The organism is Amycolatopsis roodepoortensis (assembly GCF_014873915.1).
In the GTDB taxonomy this organism is placed as follows: domain Bacteria; phylum Actinomycetota; class Actinomycetes; order Mycobacteriales; family Pseudonocardiaceae; genus Amycolatopsis; species Amycolatopsis roodepoortensis.
Window position 1 is genome coordinate 1,722,739 of record NZ_JADBEJ010000005.1, and the last position, 26,987, is coordinate 1,749,725.

A 26,987-nucleotide genomic window follows, 5' to 3' on the forward strand; every position below is an offset into this window, starting at 1 on the left:
AGAACACGTTCTCGTCTATGGTGACTGGAGCAGCGCGGATGCTGCTACATGCTTCCTACAACGTGTTTCAGGTGAGGGGCGTATGGAGTACGACGTGATCGTGGTCGGCAGTGGTGCCGCCGGGATGACCGCCGCACTGTCCGCAGCCCACCGGGGACTCGAGGTCCTGGTCGTGGAGAAGGCCGCCCACTTCGGCGGTTCGACGGCGCGCTCCGGCGGCGGCGTCTGGATCCCCGGTAACCACGCGCTGCGGGCGGCCGGGATCGAGGAGTCCCCGGAACGGGCACGCGAGTACCTCGAAGCGATCGTCGGTGACGTCGTCCCCGCCGAACTCCGGTCGGCCTTCCTCGACCGCGGCCCCGAGGTGCTGTCCTTCGTCTGCGACAAGACGCCGTTGCGCTTCCGCTGGGTCCGCGGCTACTCGGACTACCACCCGGAAGCCCCCGGCGGGCGCGCGGGCGGACGGTCGGTGGAGCCGGCCGCGCTCGACGGCAACCTGCTCGGCCCGGAGCTGGCGAATCTGGAGCCGCCGTACAGCGCTCCCCCGCTCGGCGCCCCGATCACCCAGGCGGACTACCGGTGGCTGAGCCTGCTCGCCCGGCATCCGCGCGGCGTCCTCCGCGTGCTGAGTCTCGGCGGGCGCTGGCTGGCCGGCCGGGTCCGCCGTCAGCGGCTGCTTTCCATGGGGCAAGCGCTTGCGGCCGGTCTGCGTGAAGGTCTTCGCCGGGCGGATGTCCCCGTCTGGCTGAACACACCCCTGGTGGACCTCAAGAGCGAAGGCGACCGGGTGACCGGCGTCGTGGTCCGCCATGAGGGTGAGGAAAAGACGATCCGCGCGCGGCTCGGCGTCGTCCTCGGCGCGGGCGGGTTCGAGCGCAACGAAGAGATGCGGGTCAAGTACCAGCGCGCGCCCATCGGTACGGAGTGGACCGTAGGCGCCGAGGCCAACACCGGCGACGCGATCGACGCCGGGCTCAAACTCGGCGCGGCCGTCGACCTGATGGACGACGCCTGGTGGGGCCCGTCCATCCCGCTCACCGGCGGCCCGTGGTTCGCGCTCGCCGAACGGTCGCGGCCGGGCTGCCTCATGGTCAACGCACGGGGCGAACGCTTCGTGAACGAATCTGCGCCGTACGTCGAAGCCGTGCACGCGATGTACGGCGACGGTGACGGCCCCGGCGCGAACATTCCGACCTGGCTGGTGTTCGACCAGCGCAACCGCAACCGGTACATGTTCACCGGCCTCGGCCCGCGGCAGCCGCTGCCCGGCCGCTGGTTCAAAGCGGGCATCGCGGTCAAAGCGAGCACCGTCGCGAAACTCGCCGAACGGATCGAGGTGCCGGCCGACGCGCTGGAAGCCACCGTGCGCCGGTTCAACGGCTTCGCGAAGAGCGGCGTGGACGAAGACTTCCACCGCGGGCGCAGCGCGTACGACCACTACTACGGCGACCCGCGGAACAAGCCCAACCCGAGCCTGGGCCCGCTGGACGTCGCGCCGTACTACGCGGTGAAGATCGTGCCCGGCGACCTGGGCACCAAGGGCGGATTGAGGATCGACCCGCACGCGCGCGTCCTGCGCGAGGACGGGTCGGTGATCGAAGGGCTTTACGCGGCGGGCAACACGAGCGCGGCGGTGATGGGCCGCACCTACGCGGGCCCCGGCGCGACGATCGGCCCGGCGATGGTGTTCGGCTACCTTGCGGCCGAGCACCTCGCGCAGCAAGATCACACCAAAGCGGGAGGCAGCCGATGACGACGGAATCCGTACGGCAGATCGACGCGGGCGCGCCCCCCACGCGGTTCGCGCGCGGGTGGCACTGTCTCGGCCTCGCCGAGTCGTTCCGCGACGGGAAGCCGCACGCCATCACGGCGTTCGGGACGAAACTGGTGGTCTTCGCCGATTCGTCCGGCAAGCTGAACGTGCTCGACGGGTACTGCCGCCACATGGGCGGCGACCTCACCCAGGGTGAGGTCAAGGGTGACGAGATCGCCTGCCCGTTCCACGACTGGCGCTGGAACGGCAACGGCAAATGCGTCTCGATCCCCTACGCCAAACGGGTTCCGCTGCGGGCGCGCACGAAGTCGTGGCAGGTGCTGGAGGAGAACAAGCAGCTGTTCGTCTGGCACGACCCGGAAGGCAACCCGCCGCCCGAGGACGTCGTCATCCCGCGGATCGAGGGCATCTTCACCGGCGAGTGGAGCAACTGGACCTGGGACTCGGTGCTCATCGAGGGTTCCAACTGCCGCGAGATCATCGACAACATGGTCGACATGGCGCACTTCTTCTACATCCACTACGCCTTCCCGACCTACTTCAAGAACGTGTTCGAGGGGCATATCGCCACGCAGTACCTGAACACGAAGGGCCGCCCGGACAAGGGAATGGCGTCGAACTACGGCGGCGAAGAGAACCTGCTGCGGTCGGAGGCGTCGTACTTCGGGCCGTCGTACATGATCAACAAGCTGCTCAACACGTACCAGGGTTTCGAGATCGAGAACGTGCTGATCAACTGCCACTACCCGGTCACCGAGAACTCGTTCGTGCTGCAGTGGGGCGTGAGCGTGAAGAAGTTCGAGGGCGTCTCGGACGAGCACGCGGACAAGATCGCCGGGAAGTTCGCCAAGGGCATCGGCGTCGGCTTCCTGCAGGACGTCGAGATCTGGCGCAACAAGACCCGCATCGACAACCCGTTGCTGTGCGAAGAGGACGGGCCGGTCTATCAGCTGCGCCGCTGGTACGACCAGTTCTATGTGGACGCGGCCGACGTCACCGAGGACATGACGCGGCGGTTCGAGTTCGAAGTGGACACCAGCCGCGCCAACGAGGTCTGGGCGGCGGAGGTGGCCGACAACCTGGCACGGCAGCAGGCGGAAGAGGCCGGGGTGTGAAGCCCGAGACCGTCGAATTCCTCACCGCCGGGCTGCGGCCGCTGAGCTGCCGCGCCTGCGGGACGTGCGTGCTGGTCAAGAAGAACAGCATGCAGCACACCAGCATCCAGTGGACGAGTGACGCGTCCCGGAGCTGCCCGGTGTTCGCCGAACAGAAGGCGTCCGGGGCGCAGACGGCGTTGCTCGACACCTGCGGCAATCTCAGCGACAGCATCGACGCCGCGTTGAAGGACGGCCTGCTGGAGGTGCCCGAATGAGCGGTCCCGTCACCGTGACCGTGGCCGAGGTGATCACCGAGACGGCCGACGCGCGGTCGATCGTGTTCGAGATCCCGGCCGAGCACGCCTCCGTTTTCGCTTACACCCCAGGGCAGTTCCTCACGCTGCGCGTGCCGAGCGACCGGACCGGGTCGGTGGCCCGCTGCTACTCGCTCTCCAGCGCGCCGCACGAGGGCCGGGTGCAGGTCACCGTCAAGCGCACCGCCGACGGTTACGGGTCGAACTGGCTCTGCGACAACCTGCGGGCCGGCCAGGAGGTCCAGGTGCTGCCGCCGGCCGGGGTGTTCAGCCCCGCGTCGCTCGATGAAGACTTCCTGTTGCTCGCGGGCGGCAGCGGTATCACGCCGGTGATGTCGATCCTCAAGTCCGCGCTGGAGCACGGCACCGGTAAGGTGGTGCTGCTGTACGCCAATCGGGACGAAGGTTCGGTGATCTTCGCCCGGGAACTGGCGGATCTCGCCGCCCGGTACTCCGACCGGCTGGTCGTCGTGCACTGGCTGGAGAGCCTGCAAGGACTGCCGACGGAGGCGCACCTGCGCGCGCTGGTGGCGCCGTACTCCGCGCACGAAGCGTTCATCTGCGGCCCGGGGCCGTTCATGGACGCCGCGCGCACGGTGCTCAAGGACCTCGGGCTGCCGCGCAAGCGGATCCACCTGGAGCGGTTTCTTTCCCTGGGCGGGAACCCGTTCGAGGTGGCCGAACCCGTCGCCGCCGAAGAGGCCGAGACCCCCGCGTCGGTCGAGGTCACCCTCGACGGCGAGACGAAGAAGCTCACCTGGCCGCGCCGCACGAAACTGCTGGACCTGTTGCTGGAAAAGGGTTTCGACGCGCCGTACTCGTGCCGCGAGGGCCAGTGCAGCGCTTGCGCCTGCCGGGTCACCTCCGGCGAGGTGAAGATGCTGAACAACGAGGTCCTCGACGGCGACGACATCGCCGAAGGCATCGTGCTGGCGTGCCAGTCCCTGCCGCTGACCGACGACGTCACCGTCACCTACGAGTAGGAGCTTTCCGTGCCCATCGATCCCTCGGTCGCGATCGGCGCCGACCTCGGCGAGGTGAGCTTCGCCTGGACCGCGTCCGACGTGCAGCTCTACCACCTGGCGCTGGGCGCCGGCGCGGACCCGATGAGCCCGCGCGAACTGCGCTACACCTACGAGGACGGCCTCCAGGTGCTGCCGACGTTCGCCACCGTGGCGGCGAACCTGCGCGTGTTCGAGCCGCCCGCGGTCTCGTTCCCCGGTGTCGAGGTGGACCTCGGGAAAGTGCTGCACGGCAAGCAGGAGGTGATCGCGCACCGGCCCATCCCGACGTCGGGGAAGGCCGTGGCGCGCACGCGGATCGTCGACGTCTTCGACAAGGGCAAGGCGGCCGTGATCGTGAACGAGACGGTCGCCACCGACTCGACCGGCACTCCATTGTGGACACTGCGGTCGAGCATCTTCGCCCGTGGCGAAGGGGGTTTCGGCGGCGAACGCGGCCCGTCCGACCGCGTCGAGCTCCCGTCGCGGGAGCCGGACGCGGTCATCGACACGCCGACGTTGCCGCAGCAGGCGCTGCTCTACCGGCTCTGCGGGGACCGCAACCCCCTGCACGCCGATCCCGCGTTCGCCGCGGCGGCCGGGTTCGACAAGCCGATCCTGCACGGCCTGTGCACCTACGGCGTCATCGCGAAGGCCGTCACCGACGAATTCCTCGACGGCGACACCGCCCGCGTCGCGTCGTTCTCGGCCAAGTTCGCCGGCGTCGTCTTCCCCGGCGAGCCACTGCGGACCCGGGTCTGGCGCGAGCCGGCCGGGCTGGTGATCACCACCACGGCACCGGACCGGGACGAGGCACCGGTCCTTTCCGACACTTTCTTGACCACGACAGACTGAATCCTCGTTCCCGCAGGTAGCGGCTCTGGCTAGACTCGGGCAGGTGCGCCCCTTGATCTCGGACCCGTATGCCGAACTCGGCCGGGACTACGCGCGATCGAGACGCCCGGATCCCCGCATCGCCGCCGCCGTCACCGCCGCTCTCGGCGACGCGCGCTCGGTGGTCAACGTCGGGGCCGGAGCCGGTTCCTACGAGCCGGAAGACCGCGACGTGGTGGCCGTCGAGCCGTCGCGGCGGATGATCGCGCAGCGCCCGTCCACCGCGGCCCCGGCCGTGCAGGCGTGCGCGGAAGGGCTCCCCTTCCCCGACGGCGCCTTCGACGCCGCCCTGGCGGTGCTGACCGTGCACCACTGGACCGACGTGACCGCCGGGCTGGCCGAGCTGCGACGCGTGTCCCGCCGCCAGGTGATCGTGACCTGGGATCAGGCGGTGTTCGCCCGGTTCTGGCTGGTGCGGGACTACCTGCCGGAGATCGCCGAACACGAGAGCAGGCTGGCCTGCCTCGACCGGGTCGTCGAGGAACTGACCGCGGCCGGGCAGACTCCCACGGTGGCTCCCCTGCCGGTGCCGTCGGACTGCGTCGACGGGTTCCTCGGCGCGTATTGGCGCAGGCCGGAGGCCTACCTGTCCGAGCGTGTGCGCGCGGGGATGTCCGGGGTGGCGCTGCTGGACCGGAACGTCGTCGCGACGGCCGTCGAGCGGCTGCGCGCCGATCTCGCGGACGGGCACTGGCACCGGCATCACGTCGGCCTGCTCGGCCGGACGGAACTCGACCTGGGGTACCGGCTCGTCACCACGTGATTCAGTACACAGTGGACGGCTCCCGCGGCGTGAGCGGCGGTCGACCCCGGCCGCGAGGCATGGTATTCATGGCTTTCGTGACGGCAGGGGACGGGAGCGGCATGACGGCGGAGTACTTCGTGGTCCGTGGCCAGGTGGAGAAGGGCGATCAGCGCGGCAGGGAACTGGGCTTCCCGACCGCCAACATCGCGCTGCGCGACCAAGACGGCCAAGTCGGCGACGGAGTGTGGGCGGGCTGGGCCGAACGTGCCGACGGCACCCGGATCGCGGCGGCGGTCTCGGTCGGCAGGCGGCCGACCTACTACGGCGCGGACGGCTACCGGCTCGTCGAGGCGCACCTGCTGGACTTCAGCGGCGACCTCTACGGCGAGGTCCTGACCGTGTGGCTCGGCCATCACCTGCGCGAGCAGGAGGCGTACCCGTCGTCGGAAGCGCTGATCGTCGCGCTGAACAAGGACATCGCCGACGCCCGCAAGTGGGCCGCGGAGAACCCGGCCGACGGTCTGCCCGAGGCGGGCACCGCGGAGGCCGGTGTCGTGCGCCGCGTCCCGCACGCCTGATCTGTACCGTCTGCGCGGGCGTTGCGAAAGTGGCTTTCGCAACACACCCCCGAGACGTCAGACCGCCGCGCCCAGCAGCATGTAACCCATCCCCAGTCCCATGATCACCCGGCACACCCGCCGCGACATCTGGCCATCGCCGCCGCCCCGCGCCGCGAGCAATCCGGCGCGCACGGCGTCCGCCGCGAAATACGCGGCCACGGCACCGAAGATCAGCGAAAGCCACAGTGCCGAGGTGGCGCCGGGGCCGGACATCACCAGCCACGGACCATGGGTGACGTCACTGTGCGGCATGAACGTCACCATGAACAGCATCGCGGTGGCGGAGACGGCGTGGTGCCCGCACGAGGTGTGCCCCGACCGCCGCCCCTTCCACCACGAGACGGCGAACCAGCCCGCGGTCAGCGCCAGCACCGCCTGCCAGCCCGCCGCCGGGATCGGGCCGCCGACCGGGGACAGCATCGCGACCATCGCGACGACGAGCAGCAGTTCGGCCAGGTCGCCGTTGCGGACCGCCGCGCCCTGCCTGCCGTAGTCCAGCCGGACCAGTCTCAGCACGCAGGGCAGGACGAGCGCGGCGAACACCGCGGTCAGGGTCCACGCGACGACGATTGGTCCAGACATGGCACCTCCCGGCCGGTAACCCCTTCACCGTGGCAGGTACCGCTCTAGTACACCATCGGGCATTGAGGTGATGTCAGCCCGCGGTCAGGACCAATCCGCTCGTGGGTACGCCGGTGCCGGCGGTCACCAGCACGCGCGACGCCCCGCCGACCTGGTTGACGGCGTCGCCGCGGAGCTGCCGGACCCCCTCGGCGATGCCGTTCATCCCGTGGATGTAGGCCTCCCCCAGTTGTCCGCCGTGCGGGTTGAGCGGGAGTTTCCCGTCGAGCTCCAGCGTGCCGCCGCCGATGAAGTCCTTGGCCTCGCCCTTCCCGCAGAAGCCGAGTTCTTCCAGCTGCATCAGGACATAAGGGGTGAAGTGGTCGTACAGCACGGCGAGGTCCATGTCGCCGGGACCCAACCCGGACTGCTCCCAGAGTTGCCGCCCCACCACCCCCATTTCGGGCAGCGCCGGGAGATCGTCGCGGTAGTAGCTGGTCATCACGTACTGGTCCGGCCCGCTCCCCTGCGCGGCCGCCGCGATCACGGCGGGCCGGTGCGGCAGGTCGCGCGCCCGCTCGGCACTGACGACGACCAGGGCGACCCCGCCGTCGCTCTCCTGGCAGCAGTCCAGCAGGTGCAACGGCTCGGCGACCCAGCGGGAGGCCTGATGCTCTTCGAGCGTGATCGGCTTTCCGTAGAACCAGGCCTTGGGGTTGGTCGCCGCGCGGGCGCGGTCGACGACGGCCACCCGGCCGAAGTCCTCGCTGGTCGCGCCGTACTCGTGCATGTACCGCCGGGCGAGCATGGCCACGGTCGCGGCCGGGGTCGCGATCCCCATCGGGTAGTGGAACGCGTTGTCGACGCCGGAGGAGTTCACCTGCCCCGCCGCGGCCGAGGACACCTGGCCGAACCGCATGCCGGACCGTTCGTTGAACGCCCGGTACGCGACGACGACGTCCGCGACCCCGGTCGCGACGGCCATCGCGGCCTGTTGCACGGTCGCGGCCGCGGCCCCGCCGCCGTAGTGGATCCGGCTGAAGAACTTGAGTTCGGGGATGCCGAGTTCCCGCGCGACGGCGATCTCGCTGTTGCCGTCCATGGTGAACGACACCAGACCGTCCACATCGGACGGAGCGAGCCCGGCGTCCTTCAGCGCGCTCGAAACCGCTTCCGCCGCCAGCCGAAGCTCGCTGCGTCCGGAATCCTTCGAGAACTCCGTGGCACCGATCCCGGCGATGGCCGCCCGTCCGGACAGGGTCATCACTCGCCTCCCAGCGTGATCGCCACGGTTCCGACGACGTGCTCGCCGAGACTGTCCACACCGGACACCGCGACCACCACGTCGTCGCCGTCCCGTTCCGTGACCCGCCCGGTGAAGGTCAGCGTGTCGTAGGCGTAACAGGGCACGCCGAGCCGGATCTTGATCGAGCGTACGAACGCCTCCGGCCCCGCCCAGTCGGTGACGAATCGTTGCACCAAGCCGGTGTCGGTGAGGATGTTGAGGAAGATGTCCTTGGACCCGCGCTGGACGGCGGCGTCGCGATCGTGGTGGACGTCCTGGAAGTCCCGCGTCGCCAGCGCGGTGCTCACCACGAACGTGGGGGTCGCCTCGATCTTCAGTGGCGGCAGCTCGGTGCCGACCGAACAGTCCTTCATCGCGCGACCCTCCAAGCGGGCAACGTCAGTTCCTCGTCGATCTTCACGAAGGCGGCCTCCACCGGAAGTCCGATGTGGACGGTTTCCGGATCGGCGTCGAGCAGCTCGCCCATCACCCGGACACCTTCCTCCAGCTCGACGAGCGCGACCACGAACGGCAGATCCTTGCCGGGCACCTTCGGATGGTGGTGCACCACGTAGCTGTAGACGGTTCCCCGTCCGCACGCGACGACGTAGTCCGGCTTCGCGTCGAAGTCGCCGTCCGGGGGCATCGGGCCGGGCGGATGCCGCAGGGTCTCGCCCCACCGCTGGATCCGCAGTTCCCCGTCACGCAGGCCCGACCAGAAGAATTCGGTGTCCTTGCTGATCACCGGCCGCAACACGGGCGCGGCCGCCTTGGCGGGCTCGGCGCCCGGCGGACGGAACTTCAGCACCCGGAACACCATGTCCGCGACGGCCTCGTCACCGACGTACCAGGTGGTCTTCGTCGTCACGAACCAGCCATCGCCCAGCGCGGTCCGCTTCGGCCCGACGACACTTTCGAGTTTCGCGGTCGCTTCGACCCGTTCACCGTGACGGAGATAGCGGAAGTAGTTCTGCTCGGAGTTCGTCGCGACGACCGAGGTGAACCCGGCTTCGTCGAGCACCTCCATCATCGCGCCGAGCGGGTCGTCCGACGCCCTCGTCCAGTGCAGCCCGCCCATCGTCCACACCTGCGCCATCGCGGGCGGCGCGACGAGTCCCTTGTGGACGCTCTTGGCGGCGAACTCTTCGTCCACGTACACCGGATTGCGGTCGCCGATGGCTTCGACCCAGTTGTTCACCATCGCCTGGTTGACCGCGTCGCGCGCGGCCCTCGGCGCGGATTCCCCGCGCGCGGCGATGCGTTCGGCGGCTTCCTGGATGCTCATCGCGGCACCCTCGGCAGTCCGAGTCCGGCGGTGGCGATCAGCTCTCGCTGGATCTCGTTGACCCCGCCGCCGAAGGTGAGCACCAGATTGCGTTTGGCCACCACGTCCAGCCACAGCGCCAGTTCCGCGGTTTCGGCGTCGGCCTGGTCGCCGTGTCGCGCCACGATCTCCTCCAGTCTCCTCGCCAGCCGCTGGATACGTTCGGAACCGAAGATCTTGGTGGCCGACGCGTCGGCCACCGCCACCGGTCCGCTCGCCGACGACGCCGCGACCTGCCAGTTCAGCAGTTCGTTGACCCGGGCGGTCGCCAGGGTTTCCGCGAGCACGGCCCGCACGTCGGGTAGCTGGAGCAACGGTGTCCCGTCCGGCGCCTTCCTGGACGCCGCCCAGTCGCGGACGCGGTCGTGGAGACCACCGATCCGCCCGGCGGGGCCGAGCATGACGCGTTCGTGGTTCAGCTGCGTGGTGATCAGCCGCCAGCCCTCGTTCTCCTTGCCCACCAGCATGTTCGCGGGCACGCGGACGTCCGAGTAGTAGGTGGCGTTCACGTGGTGCGCGCCGTCGCAGGTGATGATCGGCGTCCACGAATAGCCCGGATCGCGGGTGTCCATGATGAGGATCGACATCCCCTTGTGCCTCGGCGCGTCCGGCGCGGTGCGGACGGCGAGCCAGATGTAGTCGGCGTCGTGCGCGCCGGTGGTGAAGATCTTCTGGCCGTTGACGACGTATTCGTCCCCCTCGCGCACCGCTGTCGTGCGCAACGCCGCGAGGTCCGTTCCCGCGTCGGGTTCGGTGTAGCCGATGGCGAAATGCACTTCACCGGCGAGGATCTTGGGCAGGAACAGCGATTTCTGTTCCTCGGTGCCGTACGCCTGAAGCGTGGGCCCGACGGTCTGCAAGGTCACCGACGGCAGCTGGACGTCGGCGCGGGCGGCCTCGTCGACGAAGAGGTGCTGCTCGATCTCGCCGAACCCCCGGCCGCCGTACTGTTCCGGCCAGCCGACGCCGAGCCAGCCGTCGCGGCCCATCCTCCGCACGATCTCGCGGTACACCGGGCCGTGCCGCTCCCGCAGCATCGCTCGCCGCTCGTCGGCGCTCACCAGCCCGGCGAAGTACTTTCGCAGTTCGGAGCGCAGTTGGTGTTGCGCCGCGGTCAGTTCGATCAGCATCGGTTCACCCCGCCACCAGTTCGCCCAGGCCGGCCAGCCGATGCGTGGCGCCGCCGAGCGTTCGTCCCAGATCCTTGACCGCCGACGAGAACCGGTGCAGTGGATACGTTTCGTCCACGCCGATCCCGCCGTGCAGGTGATGGCAGACGGCCAACGCCGCGGGCGCCTCCTCCGCCAGCCAGTAGGCCGCGATGTCGAGTTCCGCCTCGGCGTCGAGCCCCGCCGCGAGCCGCCAGACCGCCGACCGCGCGGCCAGCTGGACCGTCCGCGAGGCGACGTAGACGTCCGCCATCTGTTGCGCCACCGCCTGGAACGCCGCCAGCGGCCGCCCGAACTGCTCACGTTCGCCGACGTGTTTCGTGGTCAGCGCGAGCGCGCCGGCGAGCAGCCCGTCGCCGAACGCCACGGCGCCCGCGAGCGCGAACCGGTGCAGCGTCGCGATCGACTCGCCGGGGCCGTGCCCGTTGAGGAGATCGGCGTCGGTGACGGTCACCGAATCGAGCGTCATCGTGTAATCCGGTGTGCCGGAAGAGGTTCTCGTGGGCGTCAGCGTCACGCCGTCCGCGTGGGGATCGACGAGGAAGACACCGGTACCGCCCGGCATCGAGGCGGGCGTCAGGATCCGCGTCGCCTCCGCCGCGAACGGCACGCCGACCTTGACGCCGCTGAGGCGCCAGTCCCCGGCCGACTCCGCGACCGTCGCGGGCCGGGTGGTGAACGGCGCGGAAGGCTCGTGCAGTGCCGCGGTGAGCACGGCTTCGCCCGCGGCGACCGACGGGAGCAACGCCGAACGCTGATCGGGCCCGCCCAGCGCGGTGACCGGCAGGACGCCGAACGCTAGCGACGCCAGCGCGGGTGTCGGCGAGGCGACGCGCCCGAGTTCGGTCAGCACCAAGGCGACTTCGGCGACGCCCAGGCCGTCACCGCCGAGTTCGGCGGGCAGCGCCAGGGCGAGCAGACCGGCGTCGGCCAGCGCGCGCCACGTGTCCGCGGGCTCGCGCTCCTTGCCGAGGACGCGCGCGGCCAGCGCGGTGACCTCGGTCTGCGTCTCGTCGAACTGGAAGTCCACACTGGCTCCTCACCGGGGCGAACGGGCACAATATTGAAACCTGTTCTAGTCTTAACCGGAAGGAGCCGTGACGGCAAGGGGTGGGGATCTAGGAGGTGGCTTTGAGCAGTTCCGCGAGCGCGTCGGGGAAGTGGTCGGCGAGCGGCCACAGGTCGCCGGTGAGTTCGCGCGCGCCGAGCAGGCCGACGTCGACCCTCCCCGCGTTGGACAGCACGGTGACGTTGAGCCCGGCGCCGTGGAACACCGGGCCGAGCGGGTAGAGCCCGGTGACCCGGCAGCCCAGCAGGTACAGCGGCATCGGCGGCCCCGGCACGTTGGAGACCACCAGGTTGTGCACCACCGGATGCCGTTCGGCCAGGCGCAGCGCGGAATACGCGCGCACCGCGAGGCCGAACATCGTCGCCGCCGAGAACTGCGCCCAGTCCTGGAGCATGTCGGCGTCGATGGTGTGGTGATGGTCCTTCGACAGCCGGTTGGATTCCGCGAGCATGAACACGCGCGCGGCGGGATCGTCGAGATGGGTCGGCAATGAGGCGAAGAACGCCGAGACCTTGTTGCTGCCGTGCTCGCGTTCGGTCCGGCCGTGCACCGACACCGGCACGGTCGCCACCAGCGGATCCTCCGGCAGTTCGCCCCGGTCGCGCAGGAACTGCCGCAGCGCGCCGGAAACCACGGCGAGGACGACGTCGTTGACGGTGACCCCGAAGGCGTCCTTGACCTGCTTGACGTCGTCGAGATCGAGAGAGGCGTAGGCGACGCTGCGGTGCGCGGTGATCGTCCCGTTGAACGACGTGCGCGGCGCCGTGAACGGGACCGGCATTCCCTTGCCCTGCAACGCTTTACCCAGCCATCTCGGCACGAGTTCGAACAGGTCGGGCAGCAGCTTCACGAGCTCGACCGGCCGTTTCACGAACGACGTCAGCCCGGAACCGAACAGCGCGCGCCTGCCGGGAACGCCCGCGTTGTCGCGTTCGTCCTTCGCGACCTCCGGCGGCGGGGCGTCCGGCTCGAGCCCGGCGAGGTAGCTGATCAGGCTGGCACCGCCGACCCCGTCGACGCTGGCGTGATGCATCTTCAGCAGGACCGCGACCTCGCCGCCGGCCAGGCCTTCGATGACGTACAACTGCCAGAGCGGCTGCGCGCGGTCCAGTCGTTGTCCCGCGATGTGGGCGCAGAGTGCGGCCAGTTCCCGCCGGTCGCCGGGCGCGGGTACGCCGATCCGGTGAACGTGGGCTTCGAGGTCGAAGTCCTCGTCCTCGACCCAGACCGGATGCGCCAGATTCCAGAGTGGATTGTGCAGTTTGCGCCGGAACGCCGGGATCAGCTCGACCCGTTCGGCCAGCTTCTCCTTGAAGCGTTCGAAATCGTAGCCGCCGGGCATGGTCGAACCGTCCACGGTGAGCAGCCCGCATATGTGCAGCACCTGGGCCGGTGTCTCCAGGTAGAGGAAACTCGCGTCCAGACCGCTCAATCTCTGCATGAGAAGCACCTTAAGTGAACTTTGCAACCCGTTCTAGGCGGTCACCCGGCGGTAGGATCGGTGCCCATGCAGCCGAGTTTCGTCGTCCGCCAGGCCCTCCAGCTCGCGCTCACCGCGAACGCGCTGAAGCCGCCGAGAGGTGCGCGCACGGCGATCCCGGCGTTCTTCGCGGGCTGGCTCACCGGGGAGCTCGCGCCGCATCTGCTCGCGCTCACCGCGGCCGACGTCGCGGCCCATGTCGCCCGGCACCGGGGCGGTTCGAGCAAGGCCGGGCTCGCCCTCGCGGCGGCGTCGGCGGCCGGGCTCGGCACCCTGATCGCGCAGTCCCAGCGGGCCCGCGACGAGATCGAGACCGCGCTCACCGAAGGCATCGGCAAGGCCTACATCGACGAACTCGAGCACCCGCCGAGCCCGACCGACCTCGCGACGCCGTGGGGCCAGCTGGCCATGCCGTTCCGCATGCGCGACCCGGCGGTGCGCCGGACCCGCAACATCGCCTACGCGCCCGGCGGGAAGCGGTTCCTGCTCGACGTCTACACCCCGCGCGAACCGGTCACCGGCGCGCCGATCCTGCTCCAGGTGCACGGTGGCGCCTGGGTGATCGGCAACAAGGACCAGCAGGGCCTGCCGCTGATGCTGCACATGGCCAAACGCGGCTGGATCTGCATCGCGATCAACTACCCGCTCTCCCCCGCCGCCCGCTGGCCCGCGCATATCGTCGCGGCGAAACGCGCGCTGGCCTGGATCCGGGACAACGCCGAGTCCTACGGCGGCGACCCGTCGTTCGTCGCTGTCACCGGCGGCTCCGCGGGCGGGCATCTCGCCGCGCTGCTGGCACTGACCGCGAACGACCCGGCGTTGCAGCCCGGCTTCACCGAAGCCGACACGAGCATCCAGGCGTGCGCGCCGCACTACGGCGTGTACGACTTCGCCGCCACCAGCGGACGGCGCTCCAGCCAGGCCCGGCTGAAGACGCTGATCGCCCGGCACGTCTTCGAGGCGGACCGGGATCCGGAGAACTTCCTCAACGACTACATCGCGGCGTCACCGCTGGACCGGATCACCGAGGACGCGCCGCCGTTCTTCGTCATCCACGGCGTCCACGACTCGCTGGTGCCGGTGGGCGAGGCCCGCGAATTCGTGCGGCGCCTGCGGGACAAGTCCCGGCGTGAGGTCGCGTACGCGGAGATCTCCGGGGCGCAGCACGCCTTCGACGTCTTCCCCTCGATCCGCAGTGCCCACGTCGTGCGCGGGGTGGAACGGTTCCTGGAGTGGAGCTACCGCACCTGGCGGCGCCGGTCCAGCGAGTCGTGAGTGTCGGTTGTCGCCGTGGTGCGAGGTTGGGCCGGCGCGGCTAAGCGTGGGTCCGGGGCGGCCCCAACGCTCTCCACCGGGCGTCGCGAAAGCCACTTTCGGGACACCAGACGTCGCGAAAGTGGCTTTCGCGGCAGCACTTCCGACCGGGACACGAGGGTCAGGGCGGGTAGATCACGTCGGTCGGGCGGGCGGAGGACGGGCCGTCGACTCGCCAGCCTTCGCCGTCGCGCACGAAGCGGTACCACCGTTCGTCCCGGCCGTAGCGCAGTTGCAGGTCGCCCTGGGTGATCCGGTTCCGCCAGGTCTTCGGCGTCCCCGGCAGCCCCGATTCGGCGAGGTCCGCCCTGGCCTGGGCGAGCGGTGCCTGCCCAGGCCGCCACGCCTCCCGGACCACCGCCATCCCGCCCCGGCCCGCCTCACGCCAGGCCTGCGCCCAGAGAGCCAGATCCCGCACCGCGACACCGGCCGCCTCGGCGAGTTCGGCGACCACATCGGGGTCGCTCGCCGCCGCGCGGCGAGCGAGGTCTTCCTCGAACGACAGCTCCACCTCGCGCTCGGGCCCCATGACCAGCAGTTCCCAGGCCCTCGCGGCGGCGTCGGCCGCCAGTTCGACGAACATCTCACCGCTCCAGCCGGTGCGGTGCGGCGGGTCGAGGTCGAGGACCGCGGGTGGCCCGACCGTGGCGGGGACGGCCGGGCGCGGCGGGAGCGCGGCGATCCGCCGGGTGTACGCGCGTTTCGGATCCACTCCGGGCGCGGCGGGGGCGCGCACCCGCTTGCCCGGCGTGCTCGCGGGAGCTCGGCGCGACCGCAGCTCCGCCAGCACGGCCTCCCTCGGCCTGCCGCGCAGCAGGAACAGCACGAACGGATCGGCGTCGACCTCGTCCGCGACCAGGTAGTACACCGCGGCGACATGCTTGCACGGGTTCGCGCTGTCGGGACAGGAGCACTTCGGGCGCAGATCCCCGGGGCCGGGCAGCAGGTCCGCGCCGGCGGCTCGCGCGTCCTCGGCCAGTTCGCCGGGCAGCTCGCCGTCGAGCAGGGCCGCGACGTGCCCGAGCCGGGAGCCGACCATGCCGAGCAGGCTCTCCCACTGCGAATCGGTGAACGCCCGCATGTGGATGGTCACCCGGTACGGCACCGCCCGGCTGCCCTGCACCCACGCCGTCACCTCGCCCGCGCCGACCGTGAGCTTGCTGACCGTGCCCTTGCGCGCGTACGTCCGCCCGCGCGGCAGCCGGTTCGGATCGAGTTTGGCGCGTTCCTCCAGGGCCTCGACCCACGCCTTGCCCCACCACGTGTTGCCGAAGGTACGCCGTTTCCGTCCTGTCACACCGGGCATCAGGGCTCCCCGAGCCGGACGAGATCGGCGAGCTCGTCGTCGGACAGTTCGGTGATCCAGTTCTCGCCCGCGCCGATGACCGCGTCCGCCAGGCCGCGTTTGGTCTCCAGCACCCTGGCGATGCGCTCCTCGAGCGTGCCCTCCGCGATCAGCCGGTGCACCTGGACCGGCCGGTCCTGCCCGATCCGGTACGCGCGGTCGGTGGCCTGGTCCTCGACCGCCGGGTTCCACCAGCGGTCGTAGTGGATCACGTGGGTGGCCTTGGTCAGGTTGAGCCCGACACCGCCCGCCTTGAGCGAAAGCAGGAACACCGGCACCTCGCCCGCCTGGAACCGGGCGACCATGTCCTCCCGGACCTGGGGCGTGCTCGACCCGGACAGCAGCATCGTCGGCAGCCCGCGTTCCGCGAGGCGTTTCTCCAGCAGACGGCACAACTGGACGTACTGGCTGAACACGAGCACGCTGTCGCCCTCGTCGAGGATGACGTCGAGCAGCTCCTCGAACGCGGCCAGCTTCCCGGACCGGCCGTGCAGCACCCCCGGCTCCTTGAGGTACTGCGCCGGATGGTTGCAGATCTGCTTGAGCTCGGTGAGCAGTTTGAGCACCTGCCCGCGCCGCGCCACCCCGTCGAGCTCGCGGATCATCGCGAGGTTCTCCCGGACCACGGCCTCGTACAGCGTCGTCTGCTCGGCGGTGAGCGGGACGAACCGGTCGGTCTCGGTCTTGCGCGGGAGCTCGGGGGCGATGTCCGGGTCGGTCTTCTTGCGGCGCAACAGGAACGGGCGCACGGTCGTGGCGAGGCGTTCGGTGGCGGCGACGTCACGGTCGCGCTCGATCGGGCGGGCCACCTTGCGGCGGAACCCTTCGAGCGAGCCGAGCAGCCCAGGCGTCGTCCAGTCCACAATGGACCAGAGCTCGGTGAGCCGGTTCTCCATCGGCGTGCCGGTCAGCGCGACCTTCGCGGCGGCCGGGATCTTCCGAAGCTCCTTGGCGGTGACCGAAAGCGGGTTCTTGACGTGCTGCGCCTCGTCGGCGGCGATCATCCCCCAGTCCACTTCGGACAGTGTCTCGCGATCCCGGCGGAGGACGCCGTACGTGGCGAGCACGACCTCGTCCGGCGCGACCTCGTCGAGATGCCGACCACCGCCGTGGAACCGGCGTACCGGGATGCCCGGCGCGAACCGGGCGAACTCGCGTTCCCAGTTGCCCAGCAGCGACGTCGGGCACAGGACCAGGGTGGGGCCCTCGCCGAGGGGACGGCGGTGCAGGTGCAGGGAGATGAGCTGGATCGTCTTGCCGAGCCCCATGTCGTCGGCGAGGCAGGCGCCGAGACCGAGCCCGGTCATCGTCGCGAGCCAAGCCAGACCCGCCTTCTGATAGGGCCGCAGGGTGGCCTTCAGCTCCGCGGGCTGCTCGATCGGTTCCGCCGCGCTTTCCCGGATCCGCTGGAGCAGCCCCGTCACCGCCGACGGTGCGGTGAACTCGATCTTTTCGCCGTCCAGCTCCAGTTCGCCGGTGAGCGCCGCGGCCAGCGCCTCGGCTCCGGACAGCTTCTTCGCGCGGTGGGCGCGCACCTTGGCGAGCAGGCGCGCGTCGACCTTGACCCATTTCCCCCGCAGCCGCACCAGCGGTCGCTTGGCCTCCGCGAGAGCGGTGACCTCGGCGTCGGTGAGGTCTTCGTCGCCGAGGCTGAGCCGCCAGCGGAACTGCAGCAGGCTCTTGAGCGTGAACTCGGGACCGGTGACACTGCCGGGTGCCTGCGTCGCGCTCGCCTTCGCCTTGAGCTCACCCGCGAAGAGGTCCTTCGGCCACTGCACCTCGATGCCGGCGCCGCCGAGCGCCGCGTCCCCGTGGGTCAGCAGGTCGACGACCTCGTCGTACTCCAGCGCCAGCCCGGTCGGCGCGGCGGACCGGAGCATGCGGCCGAGCGGAGCCCAGGCCCTGGCGCCTCGGCGCAGGCCGAGCAGCAACTGCGTCTCGACCTGCTCGCCCATCCGTTCCAGCACCGCTTCGGGCGCGTCCCACAGCGTCGCCGCCTCGACGATCAGGCTCGGATCCGCCGCGCTCCGCACGGCGAGGACGGCGGCGAACGTGGGCTCTTCCTCGGGATTTTCGGGTTCGTGCACCTCCATGCGCAGAACGAGATGCGCGCCCTGTGCCTGGCGGGCGCTCAGCTCCGCCAGCCACGCGGCACCGTCCGGCCCGACCAGCGTCGGCTCGGTCGCGGCGAACGCCGAGCCGCCCGCCGCGACGCTCGCGGCGGGCGTGCGGACCAGCACGTCCGCCGTGGCGTCCCAGAGCGCGCGGATCAGCGACTCCGGCGAATGCAGCCGGATCCGTTTCAGCCCGGACAACGGCAGCGCGTGCGCCTCGGGAGGCAGCGCGGCGGCGAGCCCGCGCAGCATCTCCTCGTCGGCGACGTCGAGCGGCCCGACCCGCCACGAATCCACCCCGCCGGGTGAGGCCGCGGGCAGCAGCCTGCCGCGGGCGATGAGGTTCACCCCGGCTTCGGCGACAGCCGACCACGCCGCGATGGCCGGGCTCAGGTCGCCGTCCGCGGTCAGCAGCCGCGGAATCGCGCGTGACAACGGGACGAGTGCCGCGTCGACCTTCGTGCGCCGGAAGACCTTTCCCACCGGCAGCACGAGTTCGATCGCGGTGTCACCCGCTACGCCGTCTCCCCAGAGCGCCAGCACACCGTCCCGCGGGGGATCCGAGGGGACGAAGGTGGCCTGGGTTCCTGTGCCGAACTCCACGACCCGCACGTTAGAGCACGAGACCGACATCCCGCGGTCGCCGGTGCTGTGAAAGGTCCTTTCATGGCAGTTTTCGCGAGGAAGGGGCCTTTCATGGCACATGAAAAGGGCGTGACAGGGACTTTCAGGACCGAGGCAGCCCCAGCAGCCGCTCGGCCGTCAGCGATAGCAGCACCTGGGTCGTCCCACCCGCGATACTGAGGCACCGGGTCAGCAGGAACTCGTGCTGCGCCGGATCACCGTCCACGAGGGCGCGTTCACCAAGCGACTCCAGCGCGAACTCCGCCACCGCCTGCCGATGCCGCACACCCAGCAGCTTGCGCACACTCGACTCGGCGCCGGGGTCCTGCCCGTCGAGCCGCCGCAGCGTCGCCCGCAGGTCCAGCACCGAACACGCGCTTCCGTCGGCGATCAGCGCGCCGAGCCGCTCCCGATCGGCGTCCTCGCCGAGCGTGGCGAGCAGATTCTCGACGCCCTCCCCCACCGCGGAGCCGCTTCCGAGGGCCACGCGCTCGTTCGCCAGCGTCGTCCGTGCCAGCCGCCAGCCGCCGTCGACCTCCCCGACCACCATCTCGTCCGGGACGAAGACGTCGTCGAGGAACACCTCGTTGAAGACGGCGTCGCCGGTGATCTCGCGCAGCGGGCGCGTGCTGATCCCGCCGGCGGTCATGTCGACGAGGAAGTAGGTGATCCCCTTGTGCTTCGGCGCGTCCGGATCGGTGCGCGCCAGGCAGATCGCCCAATCGGCTTCGCGCGCGAGGGAGGTCCACACCTTCTGGCCGTTCAGCAGCCATCCGCCGTCGACTCGGCGGGCCGTCGTGCGGAGCGACGCGAGATCGGAACCCGCCTCGGGCTCGCTGAACAGCTGGCACCAGGTGATCTCGCCGCGCAACGTGGGCGCGGCGAACCGTTCGCGCTGCTCCTCCGAACCGTGTTCCAGCAACGTCGGCACGGCCCAGCCGCCGATGACCAGATCCGGGCGGCGGAGACCCGCGCCGTCGAGCGCGGCGTCGATCCGCAGCTGCTCGGCCGCGGTGGCTCCCCGGCCGTACGGTGCCGGCCAATGCGGGGCCAGCAGTCCCGAATCGGCCAGCGCGACCCGCCGCTCCGGCTCGGGCAGGGCGGCGATTTCGCTTACCAGGTCACGGAGTCCGGCGTCCTCACCGACGTCGACGCTCAATGTCCGGCGGTCGCCGCGCAGGGCGAGTTCTGCTGCGCGCCGGCGCCAGCGGGCCGAACCGCCGAGCCACTGCCGCAGGGCGACGGCGCGGCGCAGGTAGAAGTGCGCGTCATGCTCCCAGGTGAAGCCGATACCGCCGAGGACCTGAATGCAGTCCTTGGCGTTGGCCACGGCCGCGTCGAGCGCGTAGGCCGCCGCGGTCGCCGCCGCGAAGGCGTGCTGCGCCGGGTCTTCGGCCGCCCTCGCCGCGTCCCACGCGAGCGCGTCGGTCGCTTCGGCCCGGCACAGCATTTCCGCGCACAGATGCTTGATCGCCTGGAACGACCCGATCGGACGGCCGAACTGTTCCCGCACTTTCGCGTACTCGACGGCGGTCCGAAGACACCATCGCGCGATCCCCGCGGCCTCCGCGGCGCCGAGTGTGGCGGCGTAGGAATCCACCGGTAGCGCCTCGAAAACCGCTTCGGCCCGCACCTTCGCGCACCGGATCCGGCCGACCGGCCGGGAGGCGTCGAACGGCTCGCCCGGCTCGATGTCCACTCCGGACGCTCCCGGTGGGATGAGCGCGGAGACGTGGCCGTCCGAGACCAGCGTCCACGCCGACGGGTGGACGTCGAGTGCCGGACCCGATTCGCCGTCGACCACCGAATCCGCGATACGGAAGGCGCCGCCGAGCACCACCGCCAGCCGTTCCGTCCCGTCCGCGATATCGGGCAGGATCTCCTTGGCGGCCTGGGGAACCGTCGCGAGCAACGCGCTGCCCAACGCGGTCCCGAGGACCGGACCGGGCACGAGCGCTTCGGCCGCTTCGGCGAGCCCGGCGGCCAGATCGGCCAGCGTGCCGCCCGCCCCGCCGACGTCTTCGGGAATCGCCACGCCGAACAAGCCGAGTCCCGCCAGCCCCGGTGGCGGCTCGGCGATCCGGCCACTTCGGACGGCATCGACGGGACGGGCGGAAGCCGCCCAAGCCCGGATCGACGCGGCCAGGGCCGCCTGTTCTTCGGTGAGCGCGATCGACACGGGTGAGACCTCCTCGCCGGACCTACCCGCGAGTGTAGAACGTGTTACAGTTTCTTGCCCAGTGGGTCACGGCTTGAACAGTTCGTCCGCTTAGGTACGCTACGTGAGGAAAGTGGAACAAGTTCCGACGAAGGGGGACGTGGCGATGCCAGGGAAGGCCAAGGCACCCACGAGCGCGAAGGCGCGCAGCGGCAATGGTCTCTCCGCGCTGGGCGGCGAGGAACTCGGCTCCGCGGCACAACGCGACCGGCGGCGCCGCATCATCGACGCGACCCTCGCCCTCGCCGCGAAAGGCGGGTACGACGCGGTCCAGATGCGGGCGGTCGCCGAGAAGGCGGACGTCGCGCTCGGCACGCTGTACCGCTACTTCCCCTCGAAGATCCACCTGCTGGTTTCCGGGCTGGCCAGGGAATTCGAACGCGCGCAGGAGAAACTCGACCGAGCGGCCATCCCCGGCGACACCCCGAGCGAGCGGCTGATGTTCGTCCTCGGCCGCAACACCCGGCTGATGCAGCGGGATCCGCACCTCACCGAGGCGATGGTCCGCGCGTTCATGTTCGCCGACACGACCGCGGCCGCCGAGGTCGAGCAGGTCGGGCGGCTGATGGAGAACATGTTCGCCAAGGCCATGGGCATCGAGGACCCGACCGAGGCCGATCGCGACATCTTCCACGTCATCGCCGACGTCTGGATGGCGAACCTGGTCGCCTGGGTGACGCGGCGCGCGTCGGCGGCCGACGTCGCGAACCGGCTGGAACTGTCGGTGCACCTGCTGCTGGACAAGAACTCGTGAGTGGCAAGGACGGTTAGAACCGTCCTTGCCACTCACGAGACCAGACCCACTCGGTACCGGACTTCCGCCGGGTGCTGGGCTTGGCCCGGTTGCACCGCCCTGGTGATCACCAGCGGCCGGAAGCCCATAGGTACCTGAGGCTGGAACCGTCGAGGCGGATCAGGCGGTCAGCTTCGGCAGCACGTCCCGGCCGAACGTCTCGATGAACTGGTCCTGGTTCCGGCCCACGTTGTGGATGTAGATCCGGTTGAACCCGGCGTCGACGTACTTCTGCAGCGCGGCGCGGTGCACGTCCGGATCGGACGAGACGACCATGCGCCCCTCGAAGTCCTCGCGCCGCACCAGTTTCGCCATCTGCGCGAAGTCGAACGGCGAGCGGATGTCGGCCTTCGGGAACTTCATGCCGCCGTTGGGCCACTGGTCGAGCGCGTTGGCCCACGCCGTCTCGTCGTCCTCGGCCCACGACAGGTGCACCTGCAGCAGCTTCGGCATCGAGTCCGGGTCCTTGCCTGCCTTCCGCGCGCCGGTGCCGAAGTTGTCGAGGATCCCCGCCAGCTTCTCGATCGACGCGCCCGGCGTGATCAGCCCGTCCGCGAGCTCACCGGTCTTGCGTGAGGTGTACGGGCCCGCCGACGCGATGTAGATCGGCGGCGGCTCGTCCGGCAGCGTCCACAGCCTGGTGGTGTGCAGTTTGAAGAACTCGCCGCTGTGCTTGACGTCCTTGCCGGTGAACAGCTTCCGGATGACCTCGAGCGCCTCGAACATCCGCCGCACGCGCTCGGGCGCTTCGGGCCAGTAGCCGCCGATGATGTGCTCGTTGAGCGCTTCGCCGGAGCCGATGCCGAGCCAGGTCCGGCCCGGGTAGGTCGCCTCCAGCGTCGCCGCGGCCTGCGCGACCATCGACGGGTGCAGCCGGAACGACGGGCAGGTCACCCCCGGCCCGAGATCGCCCGTGGTGTTCTCCGCCAACGACGCGAGCACGCTCCACACGAACGACGCTTCACCCTGTTGAGGGACCCACGGCTGGAAGTGGTCGGCGGCCATCTGGCCGGAAAATCCGTGCTGTTCGGCCAGCGCGGCCAGCCGGATCGACTCGCGCGGAGAGAACTGCTCCAGCGCCGCGGCCAAGCCGATTTGAACCTCAGTCACGCCTGCTGCCCCTTTCGAAAGCTCTCGGCGACCTTCGCGAACTGGTCGAGTCGTTCCAGTGTCTCCGCTTCGGGCTCGGTCGGCAGGAAGAGCGTCGCCTCGTCGACGCCACCCTCGGCCAGCCTGCCCAGCGCGTCCTCCTCCGGAGTGGCGCCGAAGGCGGAGAACCTGATGTCGCTACGGCCCTGGTCGGCCAGCCACTGGCGCGCCCGGCGAAGCTCCTCCGGCGGGGTGTAGGCGTGCGGCAGCCAACCGTCGCCGTACTTGGCGATCCGTTCCATCGCCTTCTGCCCGGCCCCGCCGATGTAGATGGGCGGATGTGGTTTCTGCACCGGCTTCGGCCACGCGAAGATCGGGTCGAAGTCGACGTGCTCGCCGTGGAATTCGGCCTCGTCCTTCGTCCAGATCTCCTTCAGTGCCGCGAGTTGCTCGTCGACGAGCGCGCCGCGGGTGCGCGGATCCGTGCCGTGATTGCGCATTTCCTCCCGGTTCCACCCGACGCCGACGCCGAAGACGAACCGGCCTCGCGAGACCAGGTCCAGCGAAGCGACCTCTTTCGCCGTGTGGATGACGTCGCGCTGCTGCAGCAACGCGACGCCCGTCCCCAGCTTCAGCTTCGACGTGGCCCCGGCCGCCGCGGTCAGCGCGACGAACGGGTCCAGGGTCCGGTAGTAGATCCGCGGCAGCTCGCCACCGCCGGGGTACGGCGTTTCCCGGCTGACCGGGATATGCGAATGCTCGGCGATGTGGAGCGAGCTGAACCCGCGCTCTTCGGCGGCTGCGGCGAGGACGTCCGGCCTGATGCCTTCATCGGTGATGAAGGTGGCGATTCCGATCTCCATGCCCAGCAACTACCCGGACACGCGCCGCGATATTCCCGCCCGCTAGACGTTGCGCCGGTACTGGCCGCCCACCTCGAAGAACGCCTCGGTGATCTGGCCGAGCGAGCACACCCGCGCCGCGTCCATCAGCACACCGAACAGGTTGCCGCCCCGGGTCGCGGCCTCGCGCAGCGTCTTGAGCGCGACCTGTGCCTCGGCCTGGTGCCTGCGCTGGAAGTCCTCGAGCCGCTCCAGCTGCGAGCGCTTCTCGTCCTCCGTCGCCCGCGCGAGCTCGACCTCGACGTCGTCCTCGCCGCCGTTCGGGTTGCGGAAGGTGTTGACGCCGATGATCGGCAGCGTGCCGTCGTGTTTCTGGCGTTCGTAGAGGATCGACTCGTCCTGGATCTTGCCGCGCTGGTAGCCGGTCTCCATCGCGCCCAGCACGCCGCCGCGTTCGGAGACCCGGTCGAACTCCAGCAGCACGGCCTCTTCGACCAGATCGGTCAGCTCGTCGATGATGAACGAACCCTGCAACGGGTTCTCGTTCTTCGACAGGCCCCATTCCTTGTTGATGATCATCTGGATGGCCATCGCGCGCCGCACCGAGCTCTCCGACGGCGTCGTGATCGCCTCGTCGAAGGCGTTGGTGTGCAAGGAGTTCGCGTTGTCGTACAGCGCGCACAGCGCCTGCAGCGTGGTGCGGATGTCGTTGAAGCTCATCTCCTGCGCGTGCAGCGACCGGCCCGAGGTCTGCACGTGGTACTTGAGCTTCTGCGAACGCTCGTTGGCGCCGTAGCGCTCCCGCATCGCGACCGCCCAGATCCGGCGCGCGACCCGGCCCAGCACCGAGTACTCGGCGTCCATACCGTTGGAGAAGAAGAACGACAGGTTCGGCGCGAAGTCGTCGATGTTCATCCCGCGCGCGAGATAGCTCTCGACGTAGGTGAAACCGTTCGACAGGGTGAACGCCAGCTGCGAGATCGGGTTCGCCCCGGCCTCGGCGATGTGATAGCCGGAGATCGACACCGAGTAGAAGTTCCGCACGCCGTGCTCGATGAACCATTCCTGGATGTCGGCCATCATGCGCAGGCTGAACTCCGTGGAGAAGATGCAGGTGTTCTGCCCCTGGTCCTCCTTGAGGATGTCCGCCTGCACGGTGCCGCGGACGTTGCGCAGCGCCCATTCGCGCAGTTCGGCCGCCTCGGTTTCGGACGGCTCGCGGCCGTGCTCGGCCTTGAACGCCGCCATCCGCTGGTCGATCGCGGTGTTGAGGAAGAACGCGAGGATCGTCGGCGCGGGCCCGTTGATCGTCATCGACACCGACGTGCTCGGCGAGGTCAGGTCGAAGCCGTCGTAGAGCACCTCCATGTCCTCCAGCGTCGCGATGGAGACGCCCGAGGTGCCGACCTTGCCGTAGATGTCGGGGCGGGTGTGCGGGTCGTGCCCGTACAGCGTCACGGAGTCGAAGGCGGTCGAAAGGCGCTTCGCCTCGGAGTCGGCCGACAGGAGCTTGAACCGCTTGTTGGTCCGGAACGGGTCGCCCTCGCCGGCGAACATGCGCGCCGGATCCTCGCCCTCGCGCTTGAACGGGAAAACGCCCGCGGTGTAAGGGAAGTAGCCGGGAAGGTGCTCGCGACGCAGGAACGACAGCAGCTCACCGGACTCGGTGTAGCGCGGCAGCGCCACGCGCGGGATCCGGTTGCCGGAGAGCGTGTCACGCCAGAGCTGGGTGTGCAGTTCCTTGTCGCGGATCTTCACGACCAGCTCGTCGGCACGGTAGGACTCGGCCAGCTCCTGGAAGCGGGTCAGCAGATTCGTCGACTCACCGTCCACATCGGACTCGGCGGCGGCGAGCAGGCCGTCGAGCGCGTCGGTGCTCGCGTCGACGGAGGCCAGTGCCTCCTTGGCGGCCGCGAGGTGCTCGCGTTTGCGCAGCGCGGCGACCTGCTGCTCGGTCTTGGCGTGGTAGCCGCGGACGGTCTCGGAGATCTCCGCGAGATAGCGCGTCCGGTTGGCCGGGATGATCGTGCTGGCGTCGATGGACACCTTGCCCTCGACCTTCGGGAGCACGCCTGCCGAGACGGTCAGGCCACGCTCGGCGAGGGTGTCGCGCAGGTGCTGGTAGAGCGCGGTGACGCCGTCGTCGTTGAACTTCGCGGCGCTGGTGCCGTAGACCGGCATGTCCTCGGGCGAAGAGCTGAACGCCTCGCGGTTGCGCACGAGCTGGCGCGCGACGTCGCGGCGGGCGTCCTCGGCGCCGCGTCGCTCGAACTTGTTGATCGCCACCGCGTCGGCGAAGTCGAGCATGTCGATCTTCTCCAGCTGCGACGCCGCGCCGAACTCCGGCGTCATGACGTACAGCGACTGGTCCACGTAGTCGACGATGCCGGCGTCACCCTGGCCGATACCGGGCGTCTCGACGATCACGAGGTCGAACCCGGCGGCCTTGCACGCGAGGATGGACTCGGAGAGCCCGGTGGGGATCTCGCCGCTGGTGGTCCGCGTGGCGAGCGAACGGAAGTAGACCGGGCTGCCGTCGAGGCAGTTCATCCGGATGCGGTCGCCGAGCAGCGCTCCCCCGCCCTTGCGGCGCGACGGGTCGACGGCGAGCACGGCGATGCGGAGCTTGTCCTCCTGGTCCAGCCGGAACCGGCGGATCAGCTCGTCGGTGAGCGACGACTTGCCGGAACCACCCGTCCCGGTGATGCCGAGGACCGGCACCGTCCGCGACTTGGCGGCCTCGGTGATCTTGTCGAGCGCGTCCTGCGGCAGCGCCTCGCGCTGAAGCTGCGTGATGACCCGGGACAGCGCCGGGATGTCACCCGAAAGCAGTTTGTCCAGCGAGCCGGGCGACTGCGCGGACAGGTCCGTGTCGCAGGCCTTGATCATCAGGTTGATCATGCCCGGGAGGCCCATCTCGTAGCCGTCCTCCGGCGAGAAGATCCGCGCCACACCCCGCGAGTGCAGCAGGTCGATCTCCTCGCGGACGATGACCCCGCCACCGCCGCCGAACACCTTGATATGCCCCGCGCCGCGCTCGTTGAGCAGCTCGACCAGGTAGCTGAAGTACTCGACGTGCCCGCCCTGGTAGGCGCTGATGGCCACACCCTGGACGTCCTCGGCGATGGCCGCGGTGGCGACCTCGTCGACCGACCGGTTGTGCCCGAGGTGCACGACCTCCGCGCCCTGCGACTGCAGGATGCGCCGCATGATGTTGATGGACGCGTCGTGCCCGTCGAAGAGGCTCGACGCCGTCACGAAACGAACGGGGTTCACGGGCCGGTGCAGGTCGCTGGTCATCCCTCCAAAATACTT

The 26,987-nt window shown here is 69.9% G+C and carries 22 protein-coding genes; 9 read left to right on the forward strand and 13 right to left on the reverse strand.

What is annotated here, in order from left to right; genetic code table 11:
- Positions 1-82 precede the first annotated feature (82 nt).
- From kstD to H4W30_RS27470, 7 genes are all read left to right on the forward strand, one after another.
- On the forward strand, positions 83-1,753 hold the full coding sequence (gene kstD / locus H4W30_RS27440; protein WP_192745469.1) for a 3-oxosteroid 1-dehydrogenase: 1,671 nt from the start codon (positions 83-85) through the stop codon (positions 1,751-1,753).
- Positions 1,750-2,889, forward strand: a complete 1,140-nt coding sequence (locus H4W30_RS27445) for a Rieske 2Fe-2S domain-containing protein (protein WP_126737607.1) — start codon at positions 1,750-1,752, stop codon at positions 2,887-2,889. The genes kstD and H4W30_RS27445 overlap by 4 nt, the downstream gene beginning before the upstream one ends.
- Positions 2,886-3,146 carry a hypothetical protein gene (locus H4W30_RS27450; RefSeq protein WP_126737608.1) on the forward strand — a complete coding sequence of 87 codons (261 nt, stop codon included), beginning with the start codon at positions 2,886-2,888 and terminating at the stop codon, positions 3,144-3,146. Before H4W30_RS27445 ends, H4W30_RS27450 begins: the two co-directional genes overlap by 4 nt.
- Entirely contained in the window at positions 3,143-4,168 is a 1,026-nt protein-coding gene (locus H4W30_RS27455) for a ferredoxin--NADP reductase (RefSeq protein WP_192745470.1), read from the forward strand. Before H4W30_RS27450 ends, H4W30_RS27455 begins: the two co-directional genes overlap by 4 nt.
- Positions 4,169-4,177: 9 nt before the next feature.
- On the forward strand, positions 4,178-5,041 hold the full coding sequence (locus H4W30_RS27460) for a MaoC/PaaZ C-terminal domain-containing protein (protein ID WP_192745471.1): 864 nt from the start codon (positions 4,178-4,180) through the stop codon (positions 5,039-5,041).
- A gap of 52 nt (positions 5,042-5,093) precedes the next feature.
- Positions 5,094-5,843, forward strand: coding sequence for a class I SAM-dependent methyltransferase (locus H4W30_RS27465; RefSeq protein ID WP_192746839.1), 750 nt, complete (start codon positions 5,094-5,096; stop codon positions 5,841-5,843).
- A 101-nt stretch (positions 5,844-5,944) separates the two neighbouring features.
- Positions 5,945-6,403 carry a riboflavin kinase gene (locus H4W30_RS27470; protein ID WP_192746840.1) on the forward strand — a complete coding sequence of 153 codons (459 nt, stop codon included), beginning with the start codon at positions 5,945-5,947 and terminating at the stop codon, positions 6,401-6,403.
- Between the two features lie 57 nt (positions 6,404-6,460).
- Here H4W30_RS27470 and H4W30_RS27475 read toward each other — a convergent pair whose 3' ends face one another.
- From H4W30_RS27475 to H4W30_RS27505, 7 genes are all read right to left on the reverse strand, one after another.
- Positions 6,461-7,027: a DUF5134 domain-containing protein gene (locus H4W30_RS27475; RefSeq protein WP_192745472.1), complete on the reverse strand. Its 567-nt coding sequence runs from the start codon at positions 7,025-7,027 to the stop codon at positions 6,461-6,463.
- Positions 7,028-7,100: 73 nt separating this feature from the next.
- Positions 7,101-8,270: a lipid-transfer protein gene (locus H4W30_RS27480; protein ID WP_192745473.1), complete on the reverse strand. Its 1,170-nt coding sequence runs from the start codon at positions 8,268-8,270 to the stop codon at positions 7,101-7,103.
- Complete coding sequence (locus H4W30_RS27485; RefSeq protein ID WP_126737613.1) at positions 8,270-8,665, reverse strand: MaoC family dehydratase; 396 nt, start codon at positions 8,663-8,665, stop codon at positions 8,270-8,272. Before H4W30_RS27485 ends, H4W30_RS27480 begins: the two co-directional genes overlap by 1 nt.
- On the reverse strand, positions 8,662-9,576 hold the full coding sequence (locus H4W30_RS27490) for a bifunctional MaoC family dehydratase N-terminal/OB-fold nucleic acid binding domain-containing protein (protein ID WP_192745474.1): 915 nt from the start codon (positions 9,574-9,576) through the stop codon (positions 8,662-8,664). Before H4W30_RS27490 ends, H4W30_RS27485 begins: the two co-directional genes overlap by 4 nt.
- Complete coding sequence (locus H4W30_RS27495; protein WP_192745475.1) at positions 9,573-10,745, reverse strand: acyl-CoA dehydrogenase family protein; 1,173 nt, start codon at positions 10,743-10,745, stop codon at positions 9,573-9,575. The genes H4W30_RS27490 and H4W30_RS27495 overlap by 4 nt, the downstream gene beginning before the upstream one ends.
- Positions 10,746-10,749: 4 nt before the next feature.
- The gene (locus tag H4W30_RS27500; protein ID WP_192745476.1) at positions 10,750-11,814 is read right to left on the reverse strand and encodes an acyl-CoA dehydrogenase family protein; all 1,065 of its coding nucleotides are present in this window, start codon (positions 11,812-11,814) and stop codon (positions 10,750-10,752) included.
- Between the two features lie 88 nt (positions 11,815-11,902).
- Positions 11,903-13,294 carry a WS/DGAT/MGAT family O-acyltransferase gene (locus tag H4W30_RS27505; RefSeq protein WP_192745477.1) on the reverse strand — a complete coding sequence of 464 codons (1,392 nt, stop codon included), beginning with the start codon at positions 13,292-13,294 and terminating at the stop codon, positions 11,903-11,905.
- 66 nt (positions 13,295-13,360) lie between these two features.
- Between H4W30_RS27505 and H4W30_RS27510 the strand changes: the two genes are divergently transcribed.
- The gene (locus H4W30_RS27510) at positions 13,361-14,608 is read left to right on the forward strand and encodes an alpha/beta hydrolase (protein ID WP_192745478.1); all 1,248 of its coding nucleotides are present in this window, start codon (positions 13,361-13,363) and stop codon (positions 14,606-14,608) included.
- Between the two features lie 160 nt (positions 14,609-14,768).
- Here the strand turns inward: H4W30_RS27510 and H4W30_RS27515 are convergent, their stop codons facing one another.
- From H4W30_RS27515 to H4W30_RS27525, 3 genes are all read right to left on the reverse strand, one after another.
- Entirely contained in the window at positions 14,769-15,953 is a 1,185-nt protein-coding gene (locus tag H4W30_RS27515; protein WP_192745479.1) for an SWIM zinc finger family protein, read from the reverse strand.
- Complete coding sequence (locus tag H4W30_RS27520) at positions 15,953-18,718, reverse strand: DEAD/DEAH box helicase (protein ID WP_192745480.1); 2,766 nt, start codon at positions 18,716-18,718, stop codon at positions 15,953-15,955. The genes H4W30_RS27515 and H4W30_RS27520 overlap by 1 nt, the downstream gene beginning before the upstream one ends.
- Positions 18,719-18,833: 115 nt before the next feature.
- A complete protein-coding gene (locus H4W30_RS27525) occupies positions 18,834-20,909 on the reverse strand; it encodes an acyl-CoA dehydrogenase family protein (protein ID WP_192745481.1) in 2,076 nt (691 codons plus the stop codon).
- Between the two features lie 145 nt (positions 20,910-21,054).
- On the opposite strand from H4W30_RS27525, the gene kstR reads away from it, so the two are divergent.
- Complete coding sequence (kstR, locus tag H4W30_RS27530; protein ID WP_192746841.1) at positions 21,055-21,702, forward strand: cholesterol catabolism transcriptional regulator KstR; 648 nt, start codon at positions 21,055-21,057, stop codon at positions 21,700-21,702.
- 159 nt (positions 21,703-21,861) lie between these two features.
- Here the strand turns inward: kstR and H4W30_RS27535 are convergent, their stop codons facing one another.
- The 3 genes from H4W30_RS27535 to icmF are packed head-to-tail and all read right to left on the reverse strand — an operon-like array spanning position 21,862 to position 26,972.
- Entirely contained in the window at positions 21,862-22,851 is a 990-nt protein-coding gene (locus H4W30_RS27535; RefSeq protein WP_034322416.1) for a TIGR03557 family F420-dependent LLM class oxidoreductase, read from the reverse strand.
- Positions 22,848-23,693: an LLM class F420-dependent oxidoreductase gene (locus H4W30_RS27540; RefSeq protein WP_192745482.1), complete on the reverse strand. Its 846-nt coding sequence runs from the start codon at positions 23,691-23,693 to the stop codon at positions 22,848-22,850. Before H4W30_RS27540 ends, H4W30_RS27535 begins: the two co-directional genes overlap by 4 nt.
- A gap of 42 nt (positions 23,694-23,735) precedes the next feature.
- Positions 23,736-26,972 (reverse strand): fused isobutyryl-CoA mutase/GTPase IcmF, encoded by a 3,237-nt coding sequence (gene icmF, locus H4W30_RS27545; protein ID WP_192745483.1) that lies wholly within the window; start codon positions 26,970-26,972, stop codon positions 23,736-23,738.
- Between the last annotated feature and the right edge of the window lie 15 nt (positions 26,973-26,987).